The sequence below is a fragment of the Pseudomonas sp. LJDD11 genome, assembly GCF_024584215.1.
Lineage (GTDB): Bacteria > Pseudomonadota > Gammaproteobacteria > Pseudomonadales > Pseudomonadaceae > Aquipseudomonas.
This window is the reverse complement of record NZ_JANJFL010000011.1, coordinates 167,389-185,187: the sequence shown is the minus strand read 5'-3', so window position 1 is coordinate 185,187 and position 17,799 is coordinate 167,389. Positions and strand designations below refer to the sequence as shown.

The following is a 17,799-nucleotide window of genomic DNA, read 5'->3' as shown; positions in this document are numbered from 1 at the left end:
AGTTTGTAACAAGGCTGGTCAGGAGTACCCGCTTTAACCTGTGCGGGTTTAAAAGGCTCTGGGAAATCGTGCAGTAAAGGTGGTGCCGTGCTCCGGGCTGGACTGCGCCAATACATCGCCCAGGTGGGCGCGCATGATCTCGCGAACAATAAACAGCCCCAGCCCTACACTGCGGCTGTCATCGCTGGCCGCACCGCGCACCAATGGTTCGAACAGCTCTTCGAGCTGCTCGGCAGGAATCACTTGACCACTGTTATGTACCGCCAGGCTGCCACCCTTGCCGCCAAATGCGCTGATAACCCGGATTTCGCCTTGCGGGTCGCCATAACTCACCGCATTGCCGACCAGATTACTGACCACCTGAAACAACCGGTCGGCATCGGCATTGCAAAGCCCCTCGCCTTCGCGCACATGCACCAGGCGCCGACCGGGAAAGGCCAGCCGCAGGTCTTCGACACAGCGCGCCACCACGGCATGCAGATCAATGGCCTGCAGGCTGACCGCCAGCCCCTGGCCAACCCTGGCCTGGGTGAAGTCCAGCAGATCGCCGATCAAGCGGCTGGCACGGTCCACCGAGTGGGATATGTGGCCCATGACCCGAAGCTGGCGTTGGTCGAAGTTGCCGCGTTGCAGCAGGTCTGCCGCCATCTTGATGGCCGTCAACGGGTTGCGCAGGTCATGGCTGACGATACCGACCAGTTGTTCGGCAAAATTGGCGCGGATCTGCGCTTCGGCGTGCGCCAGACGTAGACGGTTCTGCGCCGAGGTCAACTCTTTCTGGGCCATGAGCTGTTGCTGCAACAACTCTTCGGCCATCTGCCGGGCCGCGAGCAGCTCGCGCTCATACTGATTGCGTTCTTCTGCCACGAACAACGCCAGTTCGTGATGGAACACGCCATCATGCTCACGGCGCACGGCGTTGAGCATCATCGGTATCTGACGGCCATCGGTGTGCAACAGGTCGAGCTTGACCTCGGCCACCGACCCCTGCATCTGCAGCAGCGGAAACCAGTGAGTCTGGTGAAAGATCTTGCCGCCCATGGTCAGCAGGCTCTGAAAGCGCTGGCCGAGCAGCGCCTGCTGCTCGCGCCCGACCCAGCGACAGAAGGTCTGGTTGACGCGCTCGATTTCGCCATTGCCGCAGGTCAACAGCAAACCGCAGGGGGCATTGTCGAACAGGGTTTGCGCGTCAGGCAGTGACTCAGGCGGCATGCGGGGTGTTTCCATAGGGCTTGAGAAATTGCTCAATGGCCTCGATGCAGGCCGCCGGCGCACTCATGTGCGGGCAGTGGCCAATGTTTTCGATCAGCCGCAGGGTGCTGCCGGGCATCGCAGCATGCAGGTAATCACCGACCTCGATCGGGGCGATCAGGTCGTCAGTGCATTGCAGAATCAACGTCGGCGTGGTCAGGCCCTGAACATCCTCGCGGTTGTCGGACATGAACGTCACCCGGGCGAAATGCCGGGCAATGTCGGGGTGGGTGCGGCAAAAGCTGCTGGCCAGTTCCTCGCCCAGCTCCGGCTGGTCCGGCGCGCCCATGATCGACGGCGCCATGGTGCTCGACCAGCCCAGGTAGTTGCTGTCGAGGGTGTCGAGCAGTGAATCGATGTCAGCGCGGCTGAAACCGCCGACGTAGCCTTGATCATCGATATACCGCGGTGACGGCCCGACCATGATGTGCGCACTGACCAAGCCCGGCTTGAGGCGGTCGGCAAGCACACCGATCATCGCACTGACCGAATGACCGACCAGCACCACCGGCCCCTGGCCAAACTGCTCGATAATCTCCAGCAGGTCCTGGGCATAACCGTCGAGCCGCTCGTACTTATGCTGGAAATACGCGGACAGGTCCGAACCACCGCTGCCCACCAGATCGTAGGCCACGACCCGGTAGCGGTCACTGAAGCTCGGCGCCACGAAGCGCCACATCCGCTGGTCGCAGCCAAACCCATGGCCAAAGATCAGGGTAACGGGGCCCTCGCCGATCACTCTTACATTGTTGCGCCGTTGTACCTGCATCCCTCGCTCCAGTCTCAATGCTGCGCGCGCTTGGGCTGCGCAACCTAACAATTGCCGAGATTAGCATCGTTCCAAGCCTCAGACAGTGCAGAATGCACGGTATTCCATTTACCAGACACGATCATGACAAGAATCTTTGACGCCCGCGGTAACCGTTATGCCGTGACCAACCCCGATCAGCTACGCCGCCTGGGTGTAGCAATCCCCGATGACGCCGCCGACGCCGCGCGGCTGCGCTCGCACTGGGCTGCAGCCGCAATTGCTGCGGTGTGTGCCTGGCCCGAAGGAACGGCGCCACCCGGCGCCAAGGCGCACTGCAGCGACGGCTTGCTGATCGGTCCGTTTAGCGACCAGGCCCCCTTTGATGTATTGATCGTCAATACCGACGCCACCCTGGCCGAACGCAGCGGCAACGGTCTGACCATCTTTGCCCAGGCACTGACCGAGAGCGGCCTGGCAACGCTGCAGCCATTTACCTTGCGCGTGCATCATGACGCTGGGTCAGCGCCGCTGGAAACCGCCATTGAACCCGCCACCCTGGATGGCATCCGGGGCTTCTGGCTGGACCTTGGTATGCCGCAGTTCGGACCACAGGCGGTGGCCGCGCTCGAGACTGCCGTGCAAGCCAGCCGCTTCAATGATCGCCCGGTCAACCGGGTGCCGCCTCTGGCCACCGTCAATCCTGCGTGGGCGCACAGCGTGTTCGTGCGGGTCGGCAATCCACATTGCGTCACCCTGTTGCCTGATGCCGCTCAACTGCCGACGTTTGCTGCACTGCATGAGCCAGCGCTGAACCAACCGTTGACCCGGATCGCCTTTGCCGCCGGCGAGTTGGGTGCCGGTGAGCCCTGCCCGGCCGGGGTCAACCTGCAATGGGCCTGCCTGAGCGAACCGGGACAATTGGAAGCACGAGTGTTCGAGCGCGGCGAAGGCCCCACGGCATCTTCCGGCACCAGCGCCAGCGCCGTGGCCTGCGCGGCCTGGGCTGCCGGGCTGGTACAAGGCGGCGCCGTGCACGTCAGGATGCCAGGCGGCACCGCGCCGCTCAAGCTGGATGAACAAGACGGCGTGCTGCGGGGTGTGGCCTTGTTCGGCGTGGCGACCAGAGTGATCTGACCAAGCTGACACTGGCAGGGGCTACTCGCCGATATCTTCATTCCACAGTTGCGGATGACGAGCAATGAAGTCGCGCATCAGGTGTTCGCAAGTGCTGTCACCCAGCACCTCGACCTGCACGCCGCGGGCTCGCAGCAGTTGCTCTTCACCCATGAAGGTCTGGTTTTCGCCGACGATTACCTTGCTGATGCCATACAGCAGAATCGCCCCGCTGCACATTGCACAGGGCGACAGCGTGGTGTAGAGCACCGCTTCACGATAGACCCTGGCCGGCTGCCGGCCGGCGTTCTCCAACGCATCCATTTCGCCATGCTTGATGGCACTGCCTTGCTGGACACGACGGTTATGTCCACGGCCGATAATCTTGCCATCGTGAACAATCACTGAACCGATGGGTATACCGCCTTCGGCCAGGCCTTGGCGGGCCTCATCAATGGCTGCCTGCATGAATGGGTCCATAGATTTTCCTTCACGGCATGTAGTTTTTCCGGACGCTTTCCAGCGCGCGGGAGACGAACTCGGCCAGCAGATCGGCAGAGCGTGCTTTCATTTCCTGACCGACTTCATTGTTGCGCGCCTTGAAGCGATTCATCAGCGCAGGCGAGCCTTTGCCGTCGTTAAGCTGGCGCAGTTCTTCGACACTGAACGAATGGGCATAGGCCGCCGCCAGGTTCTGCTCCCAGCGGCCTTGATACTGCGGCTGCAAGCGCTGCAATTCACCCTGCACCAACACCTGGGCCCGGGTTTTGCCCAAGGCGTCGACCAGCCCGGCAAACACCGCGGTGCGTGAGGCCATCTGATAGCCCTGCCAGCCCAAACCATCGCCCAGATGACGTTGCTGGACGAACGCCAGTGCGGTGTCGTCGACCTCAGCGGCACTCAAAGGCGCCCCCCCCAGGCCGATCATCAACATCCCGCCGGCAATCAGGCCGGGCAAGGACGTGGCTTTGCAGTCGTTCATCGCCCCTCCCGGCTGACAGACAGCAACTTTGAACCTAGCAGTTAAAAAGACCCGTTGTCAGATCAGGGGTCGCTTCCAGCCTCAACATGCCGTTATCAGCAACGCCTGCCAGCGCTCACGGGTCATCCGGTAAAGGCGAACCCCCATGCCAAAGTAACGGGCATGCAGGTAATCCTGAAACCCGGCCTTGTGCAGCACCTGTATCGATGCCTGGTTTTGCGGCGCCACTACCGCCACCACCGAGCTCACCGCCAGAGTACCGAAACCATGGGCCAACACGACCTTTACCGCCTCGCTGGCCATGCCCTGATTCCAGAACGCCGGGCTGAGCCGATAACCGAGCATGACCTCCTCTGCCTCTTCGAAGCGCTCTTTACACAAACCGCAGAATCCGACCAGCCGGGCGCTACGTTGTTCAATCACCGCCAGCGGCGCAAAGCCTTCTTCTGCCAGGCTGATACGGCAATGCTCGAGGAACTCGGCACTGGCTGAGCGGCTCATGACCCCGCGTACCGAATAGCGCATCACCTGTGGATCAGCCAGTAACGCGGCCAGCTCAGCCAGGTCAGACCCGACAAAACCGCGCAGTTGCAGGCGCTCCGTTGTGAGGGGCATTGAGGGATAAAGCATCCAGTCATTCCATTATCGATGGCCTGAGCCGGTATGATGCCTGCTTTTGTCTATCGCTACGCCATGTCTGACCTGCACATTTACCCGTTACCCGCCCTGGCGCGCCCGTTGCTGGAAAAATTCTACCGCAGCCATCGCTCGCCCATGCGCCTGCCCGCCCAAGGCCAGGCCTGGGTCGTGAAGGAGGCACAGATTGTTGCGGCGCTGTGCTTGACGCCGGTTCGTCATGGCCACTGGCTGACCGGGCTGTTTGTTGCCGCCTCATGGCGTGGTCAGGGGCTTGCCCGGCGCCTGATCGACCAGGCACACAGTCAATGCAGCGGGCCGCTGTGGCTGTTCTGCCACCCTGACTTGCAGGGCTTTTATCAGTCGTTAGGGTTCGTCACAGCCGTTGAATTGCCGACCGAGCTGGCTGAGCGGCTGGCTCGCTATCAACGCAGCAAGGCACTGGTCGCCCTGCTGCGTGATCAGTCATCAGCGTTGGGATCGAGGTCTGGAAATAGCACTTCGGTAAACCCGAACTGACGAAAATCAGTCACTCGCGAAGGGTACAGACGGCCGATCAGGTGATCGCACTCGTGCTGCACCACCCGGGCATGAAAACCCTCGGCGATACGCTGGATCGGTACACCTTGCGGGTCAACGCCCTCATAGCGGATACGCCGATGACGCTCGACCACCCCGCGTAAGCCAGGCACCGACAGACAGCCTTCCCAACCGCCTTCAAGTGCATCATCGAGCGGAGTGATCACCGGGTTGAGCAAGATGGTGCGCGGCACGGCCTCGGCATCAGGGTAGCGGGCGCTGCGCTCGAAACCGAAAATCACCAGTTGCAGATCGACACCGATCTGCGGCGCAGCCAGGCCAACGCCACCGACGCTTTGCATGGTGTCGAACATGTCATCGATCAGGGTTTGCAACTCTGGGGTGCCAATCAGGCTTGCCGGCACCGGCGGGGCGACCCGCAGCAAGCGCGGGTCACCCATTTTCAAAATCTCGCGAATCATCAGGCAACGTCCTGTTAGGCAAAGCGCAATCGTGCCACATTCCAGGCGTCAGGCCATCATGCCTGGCGAGCCGGCTCCCGGGTATGCGCCCCACCGACGCCCGGCTCGTCAGCCCCGCTGGCTTCGACGCCGCCATCACCCGGCTCTTTTTCGCCGCTGTCCTTGCCTTCCTGAGACATATGCTCGATCACCGCATTCATTTCCGCCCCCAGCAATAGCACGGCGGCCGAGATATAGAAGTACAGGAGCAGGACGATGATCGCCCCGATACTGCCGTACATGGCGTTGTAATCAGCAAAGGTTTTCAGATAAAAACTGAAACCCAGCGAGGCGATGATCCATACCACCACCGCCAGGACCGAGCCTGGGGTGATAAAGCGAAACTCTTGCTTCACATCCGGCATCACGTAGTAGATCACCGCAACGGCGACCATCATCAGGATGATGATCAGTGGCCAGCGCAAGATGGTCCACACCGTGACAATGAAGTCTTCGATACCCAGGTGCGCGGCAAACCAGTTCATGACCTGCGGCCCGGTCACCATCAATGCGGCAGCGGCCAACAGCATCATGGCGATGCCGATGGTGTAGAACACCGACAATGGCAGGCGCTTCCAGATCGGCCGGCCTTCAATCACGTCATAGGCGGCGTTCATGGCGCTCATCATCAAGCGCACACCCGCTGACGCGGTCCACAGCGCGATGACGATACCCACCGACAACAACCCGCCTTTGGATTGCTGCAACTGGTCGATCACCGGGTTGACCTGCTCCAGCGCCTGGGGCGGCAATACCAGTTCCGACTGCAGGCGCAGCCAGGAGAAGAAGTCCGGCAGGTGAAGGAAACCGATCAGCGAGATCAGGAACAACAGGAAGGGGAACAGCGAAAACAAGGCCTGATAGGCGAGCGCCGAAGCGTAGGTCGACATTTCGTCGTTGATGAATTCGGTCACGGTGCGAACCAGCACCTTACCCATCGGCAAACCACGCAGGTGGGAAAAAATCATGGCGTCTCCTTTCGCGATCATACCCGGCTACCTGAGTACTGTACGTCTTCACGTCGATTCGCGGTGTAGTTATCCAGACCGGGCGAGTTGTTCCGGCGCAGACATGGACTTGAAGAACGGCAAAAGGTTTCAGCAAAACGCACCGGTCACGGGCTTGGGGCTCCGTGACCGGGCTATCAGGGTCAAGCCTTGTCGACGCCTTTTTTGATCGCGTCCTTGGCCTTGCCTCTGGCCTGTTCACCACGGCCTTTGATTTCCTGGGCTTTGCCCTCGGCCTGGAGTTTGTCGTTGTTGGTTGCTTTGCCAACGCCCTGTTTAACGTTCCCTACCGCTTCATTGGCCATGCCTTTGACTTTATCGCTGGTACTGCTCATGAAGATTCTCCCGGACCGCTGGTCCCGTGACTGAAGGATGTCGTTGTCAACCCGACATAATGATGGACTGGCCGCTCGGCTTGAGAGTTTCAATTATTTTATCGGCTGTTTTTCCATTCGTCGGGGCAGCGACCGGCATGAGAGAATGCGCGCCACGCTATGTTTTCCGGAATGTCCCATGAAGCTCGACAAGTCTCAGGCGATTGAACGCCGCAATCAGCAATTGAGTAGCACCGTCTTGAATCGCGATAACAGCCATCTCGCGGTGCTGGACCCCAAGCGCAATATCTGGTGGTTTGATCTGCCGTTTGGTCAGATCAAGACCAGCGAGTGGATCAATCTGCTGCTGCACACACCCGAGACTGATCAGTTGTTGCATTTGAAGGTGCCGAGCAATTTTCTGCGTGCGCATCGTGATGAGTTGGAGATTCGTAATGCTGGCAAGCGCAATATGAGTGTCAGTCTGGAGTTGTCGGCTGATCGTGATTCTTACCTGCAGGATCTGCGGCCCAAGGGCGGGCAGCTTGCGTTTGCGGTGTTTGTGCAGGTTTGATTTTTTGTGCGGGTTTGATTTGGGCAGGTAGGAGCGGCTTGAGCCGCGAACAAGCCTTTGGGCTGATGGAAAATCCTTTATCGCGGTGACTGGGCTGCAGGTTTCGCCCTGCTGGCAGACTCCCCTCCGTCCGGCATCGATTCGGGGGCCGGCGCGATGGGCATCCCTGCCCAGGGCACCTGCCCCCGGTTTCAAAATCAGCAGCATCCATGCTGATTTCTCCCCCGAATCGACGCCTGCCCTCCGTCCAGCGCCCAAGTCGCGATTCGCGTCGTCTGTGCCATCCCGGCTCAAAAATCAAAATCTACGGCAACGGTGCCTTTTGTGGCTATACCGCTACCGGGATGCTGAAGCGAAACACACTGCCCTGGCCTAATTCGCTTTCGGCGCTCAGTGTGCCGCCGTGGGCTTTGACGATGCCTTGGGAGATGTATAACCCAAGCCCGGTGCCGGTGGGGTTGTTGTCTTTGAGGGTCCAGTAGCGGTCGAAGATGAACGGCAGTTGCTCAGGTGCAATTCCCTCGCCGCAGTCACGTACGCAAAACAGTACGCGCTCACCATCGGCTTGGGCGCTGACGCTGATCTGCCCCTGCATCGGGGTGAATTTGATGGCGTTGCCGATCAGGTTGGACAGCACCTGAAACAGCCGCTCGGGATCGGCATGGACCCTGAGCTGCTCGCCGGGGCTGAACACCAGGTCAATGCCCTTGTCCAGCGCCAGAGGCGCCAGCAGGGTGTAAGCCTCGTCGAAGATCTGGGTGACCTCCAGGGACCTGGGCGCGATGGTGTAGCGCCCGGCTTCGATCTTGGACGTGTCGAGCAAATCTTCGAGCAGCACGTTCATGCGGCTGGCGGCCTGTTGCATGGTATCGATCGCCGACGAAATACGCCGCGAGGTATGCGGGCCATCCGAGCTGAATGACTTTTGCATCATGCCGCAAAGCATCGAAATCACGGTCATCGGGTTGCGCAGGTCATGCGACACCACAGCGACCAGGTCGTCTCTGGCGCGCACCGCCTGCTGTTCACGGCGCACCTGACGGGCCAGGTCGTCTTCCAGTGCCGAGCGGCGCAGGTCATTGGCAGCAAACAGGTCACCGTGACTCCAGCGGCTGGCAATGCCCGTCATCTCCACTTTCCAGATCTCGAACGAGGTGCGCGGTCGCAGGCGCAGGCCCGCTTCAGAGTCGACCATGTCCAGCGGTTTCTCAGGGTTACCACTCCATGGGATGCTTTCCTTGACCTCCTGGCGAAACCACAGCACGCCGTTGTCGATCGGCTTGGGCAGGCTCATGGCCAGAACACCGCTGGCCGACTTCTGATAAGCCTCGGCCGGCGGATAGACGCTGGACAGGTGATGGCTGGAAAATACCGGCTCGTTACGCTTCATCAACCAGGCGTGCAGCAGGCGGATCTGCTCAGGCGTGGGGCAGTTGCCAAAGCAGTGCAACTGATTGCCCTCAAGGATCGCCACCCCGCTGGCATCGACCAGTTGCATCAGTAACTCAGGCTGCGCCGCCAGGCCGTCGAACACATCGTCCTGCGCCGCCACCATGGACTCGTTGAGCAAGGCAAGGGTCTGCATCTTGGCGTCACGCTGACGATTGACCTCCAGCGCTTCCATGGCGCTGATCTGCAACGACAGCACCTGGCCCAGAGTCTGGCAGGCGATGCGCAGCTCATGGGGCACGTAAAGCGGTGTGCGATGACCACAGGTGATCAAGCCCCAGAGTTTGTCGCCCTTGAGCAGCGACACACTCATGGACGACAGCACCCCCATATTGCGCATGTATTCGCAATGAATCGGCGAAACACTGCGCAGCGTGGCAAAACTCATGTCCAGCGGCTGGCCGGTGTCGGGGCGCAGACGCGGCAACAGTTCGACCGCCTGGTAGTCGGCATCGGGGATGATCCGCAACCAATTGCGCCGATACAGCTCGCGAGCCTGCTCGGGAATGTCCGAGGCCGGGAAAAACAGGCCGTTGTACAGTTCCATGTCCGGTGAGGATGCCTCGGCGATGACCTGGCCATGGCCTTGTTCCTCGAACCGGTAGACCAGCACCCGATCGTAACCGGTGAGTTTCTGGATTTCGCGCACGCTGGCTTCATACAACGCCTGCAAAGTCGGCGCCGCCTGCAGATTACGTAGAATGCGCCCCAGATTACCGGTCAGGGCCTTGTCGTTGGCAACCAGTACGTTGTTATCCCGGCATTCCAGTTCAAGTACCAGCACGCCATCGTGACGGTGCAGCAACGCTTCGAATTCCCGACCGTTGCAGGTCAATAACAGGCGCGGCGCATCGCTGAAACTCTGTGCACTGCGGGCCTGGGCAATCAATGTCGCCTGGGCCTCACCCAATAGGCAGGCCAAGGGCTGGCCCAGCACCTGCTCGGGGCGCTGACCGAGCAGCGACTCGATATTCGCGCTGACCTGCAACAACACAAGGTCCGGCTCAGTCAGGGTCAGCAGCACGCCATGCGGCTGAATCGCGCCGGGGAACTGGATGGGTTCGCTGGCGCAGTTGCTCAGCAAGCGTTCAAAGACACTGCGGTCGGGATGACTCATGAAAGGATCTCTTGGCAATCAAGCCATTGCTCGAAACAGGCAAAGGTGGATTCGGCAGCCAGCGCGGCAGCCTGCAAGAATTGCGCATCGGTGGGTTGCTCGTCGAGCAGGCTCAGATAAGCCTTCCAGCGCCGCCCGGTGTCACGGCCATAGACATCAAGAAACGCCGCGCCACTGTGTTCATCCAGCCCCAGGCGCGCATGCATCTCGCGGCGCAGTACTTGGCCTCCCAGGGTTGCCCCCTCCAGCACATACAGCACCCCCAGAACGCTGGCCGGGCTGTCAATGGCAGGCAGGCGAGTACAGAGCGCCAGCCTGTGCGGCTGGTCGACAGCCAGGGCTTGCAGGTCACGCAGCAGCGTCGGGACTTTCAGGCGCTCGCCCAGTTCCAGCCCGGCCGGCAGCCAGGCACAGCCCAGCAAGGCAGCTTCGAGCGGCTGATAGAAGCCATAATAGGCCTGAATCAGGCGCGTATAGAGCGAGAGATCAAGACGGGCTGAAAAAAACGGCATGCGTTTTTCCAGCCCGGAGTGCATCTGGCCGGTCTGCGCCCGCAGTGCAGCAAGCACCGAAGGCAAGGCCTGGCAGAGGGGAGTTGCCGACATCCGGTAAGGCTCTCTGAGAATTGGACTGCGAAACGCATCCCAGCGACATAAACCGCCACAATACAGACTCAAGCGTTTGATCGACAGGGTTTTTGTGCCGTTTGGTCGATCCCGTCACGCGCTATCCGAAGAGCCTGCGCGAGCCGCTAACAGTTATGCACATCGACAGCTCTGTCCGGATAATGAACGTCAGCCAACAGCGGCGGATTCAGCTGCCGCGCAAACCCCAGTAAACGGGTGTAGGCCCGCATACTTTTGCCGACCGCCTGCAGATAGACCGGATGACGGGCAAAACAGGCGCTTGCGAGGGTGTCGCGGCCCCAGACCTGACAAAAACCGGGAATCTTCAGCAAGCGCTCCATGACCTCGGCGGGCACTGGCGCATCCGGATCATGGCGGGCAGTCGCGACCGCACCACAATGGGCAATCAGGCTTTCGAGTTGCTGTTCGCCGACACTGTGTAACAGACCGCCTCGTTTAACCGGTTCGGCTTGACAAGCCACCGGAGCCCATTGCGAGAAAGAACCGAAACCGCACACCATCAGCCGGGTGGACTCGCCCTGGCCGCGCAGCGCCGCCTGCAAAGCCTGATACAGGGCCACTTCAGCCCAGCGCTGCTCCTGGGACGATAACTCAATGCCCACCATGGCCGCCTGGGCGATAAATTCAGGGTGTTCCATCACACCGGCAGGCAGCACGCTGATCAGGTGACGGGTGCGCTCCAGGTTGACCCCCTGGATCATCGCGCGTTGCCGACCGCGGTTGATCGCTGCCAGCCCGGCCTGCACCTGAGCCACGCTGAAGCACAGGCTGGCGTTGATCGCATGCCCGCTCGCGACCAGTTCTTCTATGACCTCACAGCCCTCTTCACTTAGTGGCACGCTGACCATGATGTTGGGCATCAGGTTGGCCAGTTCCCGTGCTCGTCTGAGCATGCTCGCAACACTGTAAATTTCGCTTGGCTCAATCTCGACCACCATCCAGCCGCGGACAGCGCGGCTGGCTTTCCAGGTTTCGAACAACAGTCCGGCACCTTCATGCAAAGCGTGCTCATAAAGGGTGCGGTGGACAGGCCCGATCATGGTCACCCTCCCCCATTGTCGGGCGCGCCGTGCCCAATGCTGCGGATTGGCTTTCAGACTCTGGGTGATCGATGCCAGGTTGGTCAGCGCCCCGGCCAGCCCGACATCCGCGCACGCAAAACCCACAGGCAACAAGTTATCGACGCATTCGCGTGCACACGGGTAAGTTTTGAGCATTCGCGCCTTGAACAAAGGATAGCTGCTCGGTGAACCCGCCCACCAATAGGCAGGGCGTGTGGCGCCACGGTTTGAAAACTCCACAAGGCTATGCTGTTCCATGCATATTCTCTTTAGGTACATGGGGAAGAAAACGACGGCACTCTGCTGTGCCATACACCTAAAACTTTCGCGCCCCATAAACGGGCAGCGAACCAGGTTGATGTACTAAAAGTCAGCGGGCGAAGGACAGGCACGGCAAAAACCGGCGAGCAACCGTCACGGTCGATGTTACTGGCGCCAATGAGCATCGCGATCGGACTCGCGCACGAGCCGCTCTTGGCAGCGCATGGTCGAGCGCAGGCCGTTTTCGTACAACACCCAATCAAAGGCAGACAAAAAAACTTAATCTGTCCGACATCGCGTTAGACGACACAGGCATGAATTATTATGTGTGAGAGAGAAACAGCAGCGGCCACTGAAATTGCATGGCGTCATTCTTTCTTCAACATCGTGAAGTGGCGTTGGACTCCGTCGTTCAGGGAATGTCCTACAAGCCCCTTTCGCGTTCCTGACCAGCAGTAACGCGAAGTAAGAATGTAGAAATGTTACAACACTGTCAATTAGTTTCGGGTTAAGTTACTGAAACAAGTCGCCCGCCAAGCGTAACTTCCGGACACTCATGACAATTTTATTTCAGCACCTCTTATTCAATGAGCCTACTTATCCCGCTTTCGATCACACCTTAAAAAAGGCCACCCCCTCGATTGAAGGAGATGACCTCTATTTGAGTGAAACCTTTAAACCGAGTAACTAGAACGTACCGCGCAACGTCATCTCCAGGCTGCGTGGCTCGCCCCAGTAGTACCCGGTGGCCGTGGCACCGATCTTCTTGTAGTACTCTTTGTCGAACAAGTTGTTGGCGTTGACCTGTACCGAGTAGTGATCATTGAAGCGATAGCTGGCCATTGCACTGTATATCGCGTAACCGCTCTGAGTAGCCGTTGCTGCCCCACTGCGCGAATAGATATCACTCTGCGCGCGAACCCCGCCACCAATGGTCAGATCCGACCAGGCGCCTGGCAGGCGATAGCTGGTGAACAGCTTGAGCATGCGCTTGGGGTCGGTAGAGCGCAGGACATTACCGGTGTTGCTCACCGTGTCTTTAAGAAACTCCGTGCTGGTGTAGGTGTAGCCGCCGGAAACCTGCCAGCCTGGCAGCACCTCGCCGGACACCTCAATCTCGAAGCCGTCGCTGCGGCTCTTGCCGCTGGCCGCCTGGCAATAGCCATTGGGGTACAACGGCGGGCACGGGTTAGGCCCGGAGATGTCGTCCAGCGCCTTACCAACCTGGTTGATACGAAACAGCGCCAGCGAGGTGTTCAGCCGCCCCTCGTAGAACTCACCCTTGATGCCCATCTCGTAAGCTTCGCCGGTCACCGGATCAAGCACCGACCCGGTTGCGTCAGTTGCACTCTGCGGGCTGAAAATCTCGGTGTAGCTGCCATACAGGCTGAAATTTTCATTCAGGTCGTAGATCAGCGCCGCGTAAGGCACGACCTCCTGATTCACGCTGTAGTCGCCAGTGGCGCTGGTCGACTGATCATAGTCCCACCAGTTGATCCGGGCGCCGACAATGGCGGTCAGCGGATCGGCCAGGGAAATGCGCCAGGTCGCATGTGCGCCCTCCTGAGTGGTGCGGGTCAGCACCGGACGGGCGCTGATGTTGATGACCGGCTCCGGCAGGAGGGTGCTCGGGTTCCAGGTGCGCACATCGACATTGGTCAGGTTGGGCATGAGGTTGGTGGCCGATGCGGTCGAGTCGTTTCTGATCCGCTCCACGCCGAGCAGCAACTCGTGCTGACGCCCGAACAGACTGAACGGACCATTGAGCGTGGCGCCGAGGTGGCTCTGCTCGCTTTCACCCCCATCGCCTTCAGTGGTCTGCACATTGACCAGATACGGGTTGGTGGTACTGGCCCTGGAAATGTAGGTCTGTTTGAAACCGTGATCGTCCAGCCGGAAATGGGTGCGGGTGCCGGACAGCTTCAGACTCCAGTCGTTGGCGAACATGTGCTCCAGCTCGACGAACGTTTGCAGGTTGCTGCGGTTCCAGCGGTTCCAGTTGGTCCCCAGATAGGTGCTGCGCGACAGGTCCAGGGGTTTGCCACTGAAGTCCGCCGGCAGGCCGCCCCAGGCACCGGTAGCGTCCAGTTCGGTGTACTCGATGCCGGTGGTCAGGGTGGTGCTGTCGGTAAGGTCGGCAGCCAGCACGCCATAGAGCACATTCTTGCGCTCCATCCGGGTGTCCTGAAACATGTCGCGGTCATCGTGCACTGCGATCATCCGGCCGCGAATGCCACCGCCTTCGTTCAGCGGCCCGGACACATCCAGCACGTAGCGCTGGGCATCCCAGGAGCCGGCGGTCACGCTGGCCGAACCCTGGAATTCACGGGTCGGGCGCTTGCGCACCATGTTCACCGTGCCTGACGGGTTACCCGAACCACGCAACATACCGGTGGCGCCGCGCAGCACTTCAATGTGATCAACCAGCGCTGAATCGCTTTGAATAAACGACCCGCCACCACTGCCCTGCACTACCGTGGCGCCGTCGAACTGAATCGCGTCGATCTGGTAGCCGCGCGAGTAATAGTTGACCCGCTCGCTGTCGAACAGGTCCACCACCACACCGGGGGTCTGCTCCAGCACCGCGGTCAGGCTGGTCAGGTTCTGGTCTTGCAGACGCTGGCTGGTCAGTACCGTGACCGATTGCGGGGTACGCCGCAGAGTCTGCGGCGCCTTGCCGATGCTCACCGCGCCGGTGGTGTAAGAACCGGAGTTCTCGGTCACGCTGCCCAGGCCACTACTCATAACGCTGGTGGCCCCCAGCTCGATAGCGCCATCGGCGACGCCAACAGGTCGCGGGATAAGCACGTAACTACCGTTGCCCTGTGCCACGACCTGAAAGTTGCTACCGGCCAGCAAAGTGGCGAAGCCTTGCTGCACGCTGTAAGTACCGCGCAGGCCGTTTGAAGTCTTGCCTTGCAACTGCCCGGCATCGAAAGAAATCGCCGCCCCGGCCGAAGCGGCAAAACGGCTCAGGACCTCGGTCAGGCTGCCGGCCGGAATGTCATAACTGCGCACACTGCCCTGGGTCGCGGCATCGTCGGCCACCGCATGCAGTGAGGGCATCAGGCAGGCGCTTCCCAGGCCGAACAGACAAACGCGAATGGCAGTGCTCAAGGTGGTGCGGATGGGCAAGCAAGGTTTCATGTATCCCCTCCCCCGGGGTGTGTAATGACCAATATCGAAGGGATAGCCGAACGGGATACAGATTTGATGCAAAGACGATGCATTTTTATTTACTTGATTGGCGCATTGACATCCTCCCCGGCCTGAAGGCCGGAGATTCCTACGGCGCTCAGGCGCGGCATCGAGCCGCCCCCGAGTCGCTTCGGTGGGTTCCTGCTGCTGGCGCCATGACCTCTGCGCTCACTTCACAGGCTAACCGGGCGTGTCCCGCCCTTAGTACATTGATCGCGCCGACCACATCGGCGTTGCCTTCAAAACCACATCCCACGCACCTGAACAGGGCTTGCGTCTGGCGGTTGGCCGCCGACACATGGCCGCAACACGGGCACGTGCGGCTGGTATTTTGCGGCGGCACGGCAATCAGCCAGCCGCCGCGCCACGCCAGCTTGTAGTCCAGTTGGCGACGGAACTCGAACCAGCCCTGATCGAGGATGGCCCTGTTCAGGCCAGACTTGGCCCGAACGTTTCTTCCCGGCGCCTCGGCCGTACCTGCCGCCGACCTGGACATATTGCGTACCTGCAAGTCTTCGATACACACCATCGCGTGGTTTTGGCTGATCGTGGTGGAGCACTTGTGCAGGTAGTCGCGGCGGGCATTGCCGATGCGCGAGTGAATGCGCTGGACGCGGGCTTTCGCCTTCTTCCAGTTGCGGCTGAATCTGACCTTGCGGCTCATCGCCTGCTGCGCTTTGCACAGCGCGGTTTCATGGCGTTTGAAGCTGTTGAGGGGTGCGTAGAACGAACCATCCGAAAGCGTGGCGAAGCGGGCAATGCCCATGTCGATGCCGACTGCCGCACCCTGTGCCGTGGGCTGCTCATCGATCTCGCGTTCGGTCTGGATGCTCACGAACCACTTGCCACACGACTGGCTCACGGTGATGTTCTTCACAGTACCCAGCGTCTCGCGGCTGTTGCGGTAGCGCAACCAGCCCAGCTTGGGCAGAAACAGGCGGCTGTTGGTCTGGTCGAGCTTGATCTGTTTCGGGTCGGGATAGCGGAAACTATAGCGCTGCCCCTTCTTCTTGAACCGGGGAAAGTCGGCTCGCTTGGCGAAGAAGTTGGTGTAGGCCCGCTCCAGATCCTTGAGGCTCTGTTGCAATGGGTGAACAGGCGCATCGGCCAGCCATGCGGTTTGCGGGCTATGGCGCCACTCGGTCAGCAACTTGCACAGGCCCGCATAGCCGAGCTTCTTCTCGCCTTGCTCGTGGCGCTCCTTCTGCAACGCCAGCGCCTTGTTGAAGACGAAGCGACAGGAGCCCGCAAAGCGGCGCATTTGCCGCTCCTGCTGACCGTCTGGCATGAGTTCGTACTTGAAGGCTTGAAGTCGTTGCATCCTGCTCTTGAGCCATGAGCAATGAAGACGACATTAGGCGCGGACGGCACGGTGTTTTCAAGGTGCATGCCCATGGGGTCTTTGTAACGAAATACCGCCGTATAAGGGCATCTGTGTCGCCATGTTACTTCGCCTCATCCTGTGGCGGTGCGTACACCGAACAGTTGCAGCAGCCCCCACTGCGACCGAGGACGGCTACGCCGTCCGCGCTATCCTTCCCCGCCCTGAACGGCGGGGCTTGTCGCGCCCCGATGGTCAATGAAACGGCCCGCAGATGCGGGCCGTTTTCATTTGTTATGGTCGATATCCAGTTTGTAAAAGGTCGCCTTGCCGCCTTCTGAGGTGTAGCCGGTGTTGTCCTGGGTATAGACACCGGCCTTGAAGTACAGCGGCTTGTCGCGCCAACTGGCGCCGATGTCAGTTTTCCAGTTCATGTCCCGAGCGCTGACGCTCAGTTCACCGCCACGGCTGAGGTGGATGATGTACTTGAAGCGTTCATTGAGTTCGACGCCTTCGGCTACGCGGATCACCCGCGCGGTTTTGTCGTCGAAGCGCTGACGCACCTTGGCGACGATCGCACCGGTCTGCAGCCGTTCCTTGTACTGGTATTCGACCTTGAGCATCGGTCGGGTGCTGTCCTTGGCGTGGATCTGGCCGATCACGATCTTGCCGCTGGAAGGAACCTGATTGACGGTCAGGGTCGCGCGCAGATAGTTGTCCGCCTGGGGAAATAGCCAGTTGTGCGGGGTGCCATCGGACCAGGTTTCACGCAGTTCACTGCGCGGGAACTTGGCATTGGCGGTCTTGGTGCCGGTCACTGGCGACCAGAAGAAGATATGTTCGCTGTGGGACTCGAAGTATTTACCGTCGTAACCGCGTTTGAGTTCTGAGGTTTCGACAGTTTTGGGGGGCGAACCCACCGGTATGCTGAGGTTCCATGAACCGAGATCGATCATCCGGGTTATTCCGCAAGTTGTTGTTATCTCCCGGAAAAAATTACTCAGGAGACGCGCAGCGTTTTTATACGGATATATACCTTGGTTGTTAATCGCTAATTGGAATGAAAAATGGAATCAA

At 60.0% G+C, this 17,799-nt stretch carries 17 protein-coding genes; 3 read left to right on the top strand and 14 right to left on the bottom strand.

What is annotated here, in order from left to right:
- Positions 1-48: 48 nt before the first annotated feature.
- Positions 49-1,212, bottom strand: a complete 1,164-nt coding sequence (locus NRB16_RS15000; protein WP_045489209.1) for a PAS domain-containing sensor histidine kinase — start codon at positions 1,210-1,212, stop codon at positions 49-51.
- Positions 1,202-2,020, bottom strand: coding sequence for an alpha/beta fold hydrolase (locus tag NRB16_RS14995; RefSeq protein WP_257106420.1), 819 nt, complete (start codon positions 2,018-2,020; stop codon positions 1,202-1,204). The genes NRB16_RS15000 and NRB16_RS14995 overlap by 11 nt, the downstream gene beginning before the upstream one ends.
- Positions 2,021-2,143: 123 nt before the next feature.
- Between NRB16_RS14995 and NRB16_RS14990 the strand changes: the two genes are divergently transcribed.
- The gene (locus tag NRB16_RS14990) at positions 2,144-3,136 is read left to right on the top strand and encodes a diaminopimelate epimerase (protein WP_257106419.1); all 993 of its coding nucleotides are present in this window, start codon (positions 2,144-2,146) and stop codon (positions 3,134-3,136) included.
- A 21-nt stretch (positions 3,137-3,157) separates the two neighbouring features.
- On the opposite strand, the gene NRB16_RS14985 is transcribed toward NRB16_RS14990, so the two are convergent.
- The 3 genes from NRB16_RS14985 to NRB16_RS14975 all read right to left on the bottom strand — a co-directional run bounded on the left by NRB16_RS14985 (position 3,158) and on the right by NRB16_RS14975 (position 4,712).
- Positions 3,158-3,595, bottom strand: a complete 438-nt coding sequence (locus NRB16_RS14985) for a nucleoside deaminase (RefSeq protein WP_257106418.1) — start codon at positions 3,593-3,595, stop codon at positions 3,158-3,160.
- A 10-nt stretch (positions 3,596-3,605) separates the two neighbouring features.
- Positions 3,606-4,049: a hypothetical protein gene (locus NRB16_RS14980; RefSeq protein WP_257106428.1), complete on the bottom strand. Its 444-nt coding sequence runs from the start codon at positions 4,047-4,049 to the stop codon at positions 3,606-3,608.
- Positions 4,050-4,178: 129 nt separating this feature from the next.
- Positions 4,179-4,712 carry a GNAT family N-acetyltransferase gene (locus tag NRB16_RS14975; protein WP_257106417.1) on the bottom strand — a complete coding sequence of 178 codons (534 nt, stop codon included), beginning with the start codon at positions 4,710-4,712 and terminating at the stop codon, positions 4,179-4,181.
- 78 nt (positions 4,713-4,790) lie between these two features.
- Here NRB16_RS14975 and NRB16_RS14970 point away from each other — a divergent pair, with 78 nt between their 5' ends.
- Positions 4,791-5,252, top strand: a complete 462-nt coding sequence (locus NRB16_RS14970) for a GNAT family N-acetyltransferase (RefSeq protein WP_257106427.1) — start codon at positions 4,791-4,793, stop codon at positions 5,250-5,252.
- Here NRB16_RS14970 and def read toward each other — a convergent pair.
- The 3 genes from def to NRB16_RS14955 all read right to left on the bottom strand — a co-directional run bounded on the left by def (position 5,195) and on the right by NRB16_RS14955 (position 7,115).
- Positions 5,195-5,734, bottom strand: a complete 540-nt coding sequence (def, locus tag NRB16_RS14965; protein WP_253140066.1) for a peptide deformylase — start codon at positions 5,732-5,734, stop codon at positions 5,195-5,197. The genes NRB16_RS14970 and def overlap by 58 nt on opposite strands.
- A gap of 56 nt (positions 5,735-5,790) precedes the next feature.
- Positions 5,791-6,741, bottom strand: coding sequence for a YihY/virulence factor BrkB family protein (locus tag NRB16_RS14960; RefSeq protein ID WP_045489194.1), 951 nt, complete (start codon positions 6,739-6,741; stop codon positions 5,791-5,793).
- A gap of 182 nt (positions 6,742-6,923) precedes the next feature.
- Positions 6,924-7,115, bottom strand: coding sequence for a CsbD family protein (locus NRB16_RS14955; RefSeq protein ID WP_045489193.1), 192 nt, complete (start codon positions 7,113-7,115; stop codon positions 6,924-6,926).
- Between the two features lie 178 nt (positions 7,116-7,293).
- Here NRB16_RS14955 and NRB16_RS14950 point away from each other — a divergent pair, with 178 nt between their 5' ends.
- Positions 7,294-7,668, top strand: coding sequence for a hypothetical protein (locus NRB16_RS14950; protein ID WP_045489192.1), 375 nt, complete (start codon positions 7,294-7,296; stop codon positions 7,666-7,668).
- Positions 7,669-7,996: 328 nt separating this feature from the next.
- On the opposite strand, the gene NRB16_RS14945 is transcribed toward NRB16_RS14950, so the two are convergent.
- The 6 genes from NRB16_RS14945 to NRB16_RS14915 form a co-directional block, all read right to left on the bottom strand.
- Positions 7,997-10,234: an ATP-binding protein gene (locus NRB16_RS14945; protein WP_257106416.1), complete on the bottom strand. Its 2,238-nt coding sequence runs from the start codon at positions 10,232-10,234 to the stop codon at positions 7,997-7,999.
- Positions 10,231-10,839 carry a biliverdin-producing heme oxygenase gene (locus tag NRB16_RS14940; RefSeq protein ID WP_045489184.1) on the bottom strand — a complete coding sequence of 203 codons (609 nt, stop codon included), beginning with the start codon at positions 10,837-10,839 and terminating at the stop codon, positions 10,231-10,233. The genes NRB16_RS14945 and NRB16_RS14940 overlap by 4 nt, the downstream gene beginning before the upstream one ends.
- 146 nt (positions 10,840-10,985) lie before the next feature.
- Entirely contained in the window at positions 10,986-12,098 is a 1,113-nt protein-coding gene (locus NRB16_RS14935; protein WP_257106415.1) for a transaldolase family protein, read from the bottom strand.
- A gap of 792 nt (positions 12,099-12,890) precedes the next feature.
- Positions 12,891-15,350 carry a TonB-dependent receptor gene (locus tag NRB16_RS14930; RefSeq protein ID WP_257106414.1) on the bottom strand — a complete coding sequence of 820 codons (2,460 nt, stop codon included), beginning with the start codon at positions 15,348-15,350 and terminating at the stop codon, positions 12,891-12,893.
- Positions 15,351-15,498: 148 nt separating this feature from the next.
- Positions 15,499-16,722, bottom strand: coding sequence for a transposase (locus NRB16_RS14925; RefSeq protein WP_257106413.1), 1,224 nt, complete (start codon positions 16,720-16,722; stop codon positions 15,499-15,501).
- A 287-nt stretch (positions 16,723-17,009) separates the two neighbouring features.
- A complete protein-coding gene (locus NRB16_RS14915; protein ID WP_045486650.1) occupies positions 17,010-17,678 on the bottom strand; it encodes a polysaccharide lyase family 7 protein in 669 nt (222 codons plus the stop codon).
- Positions 17,679-17,799: the final 121 nt, after the last annotated feature.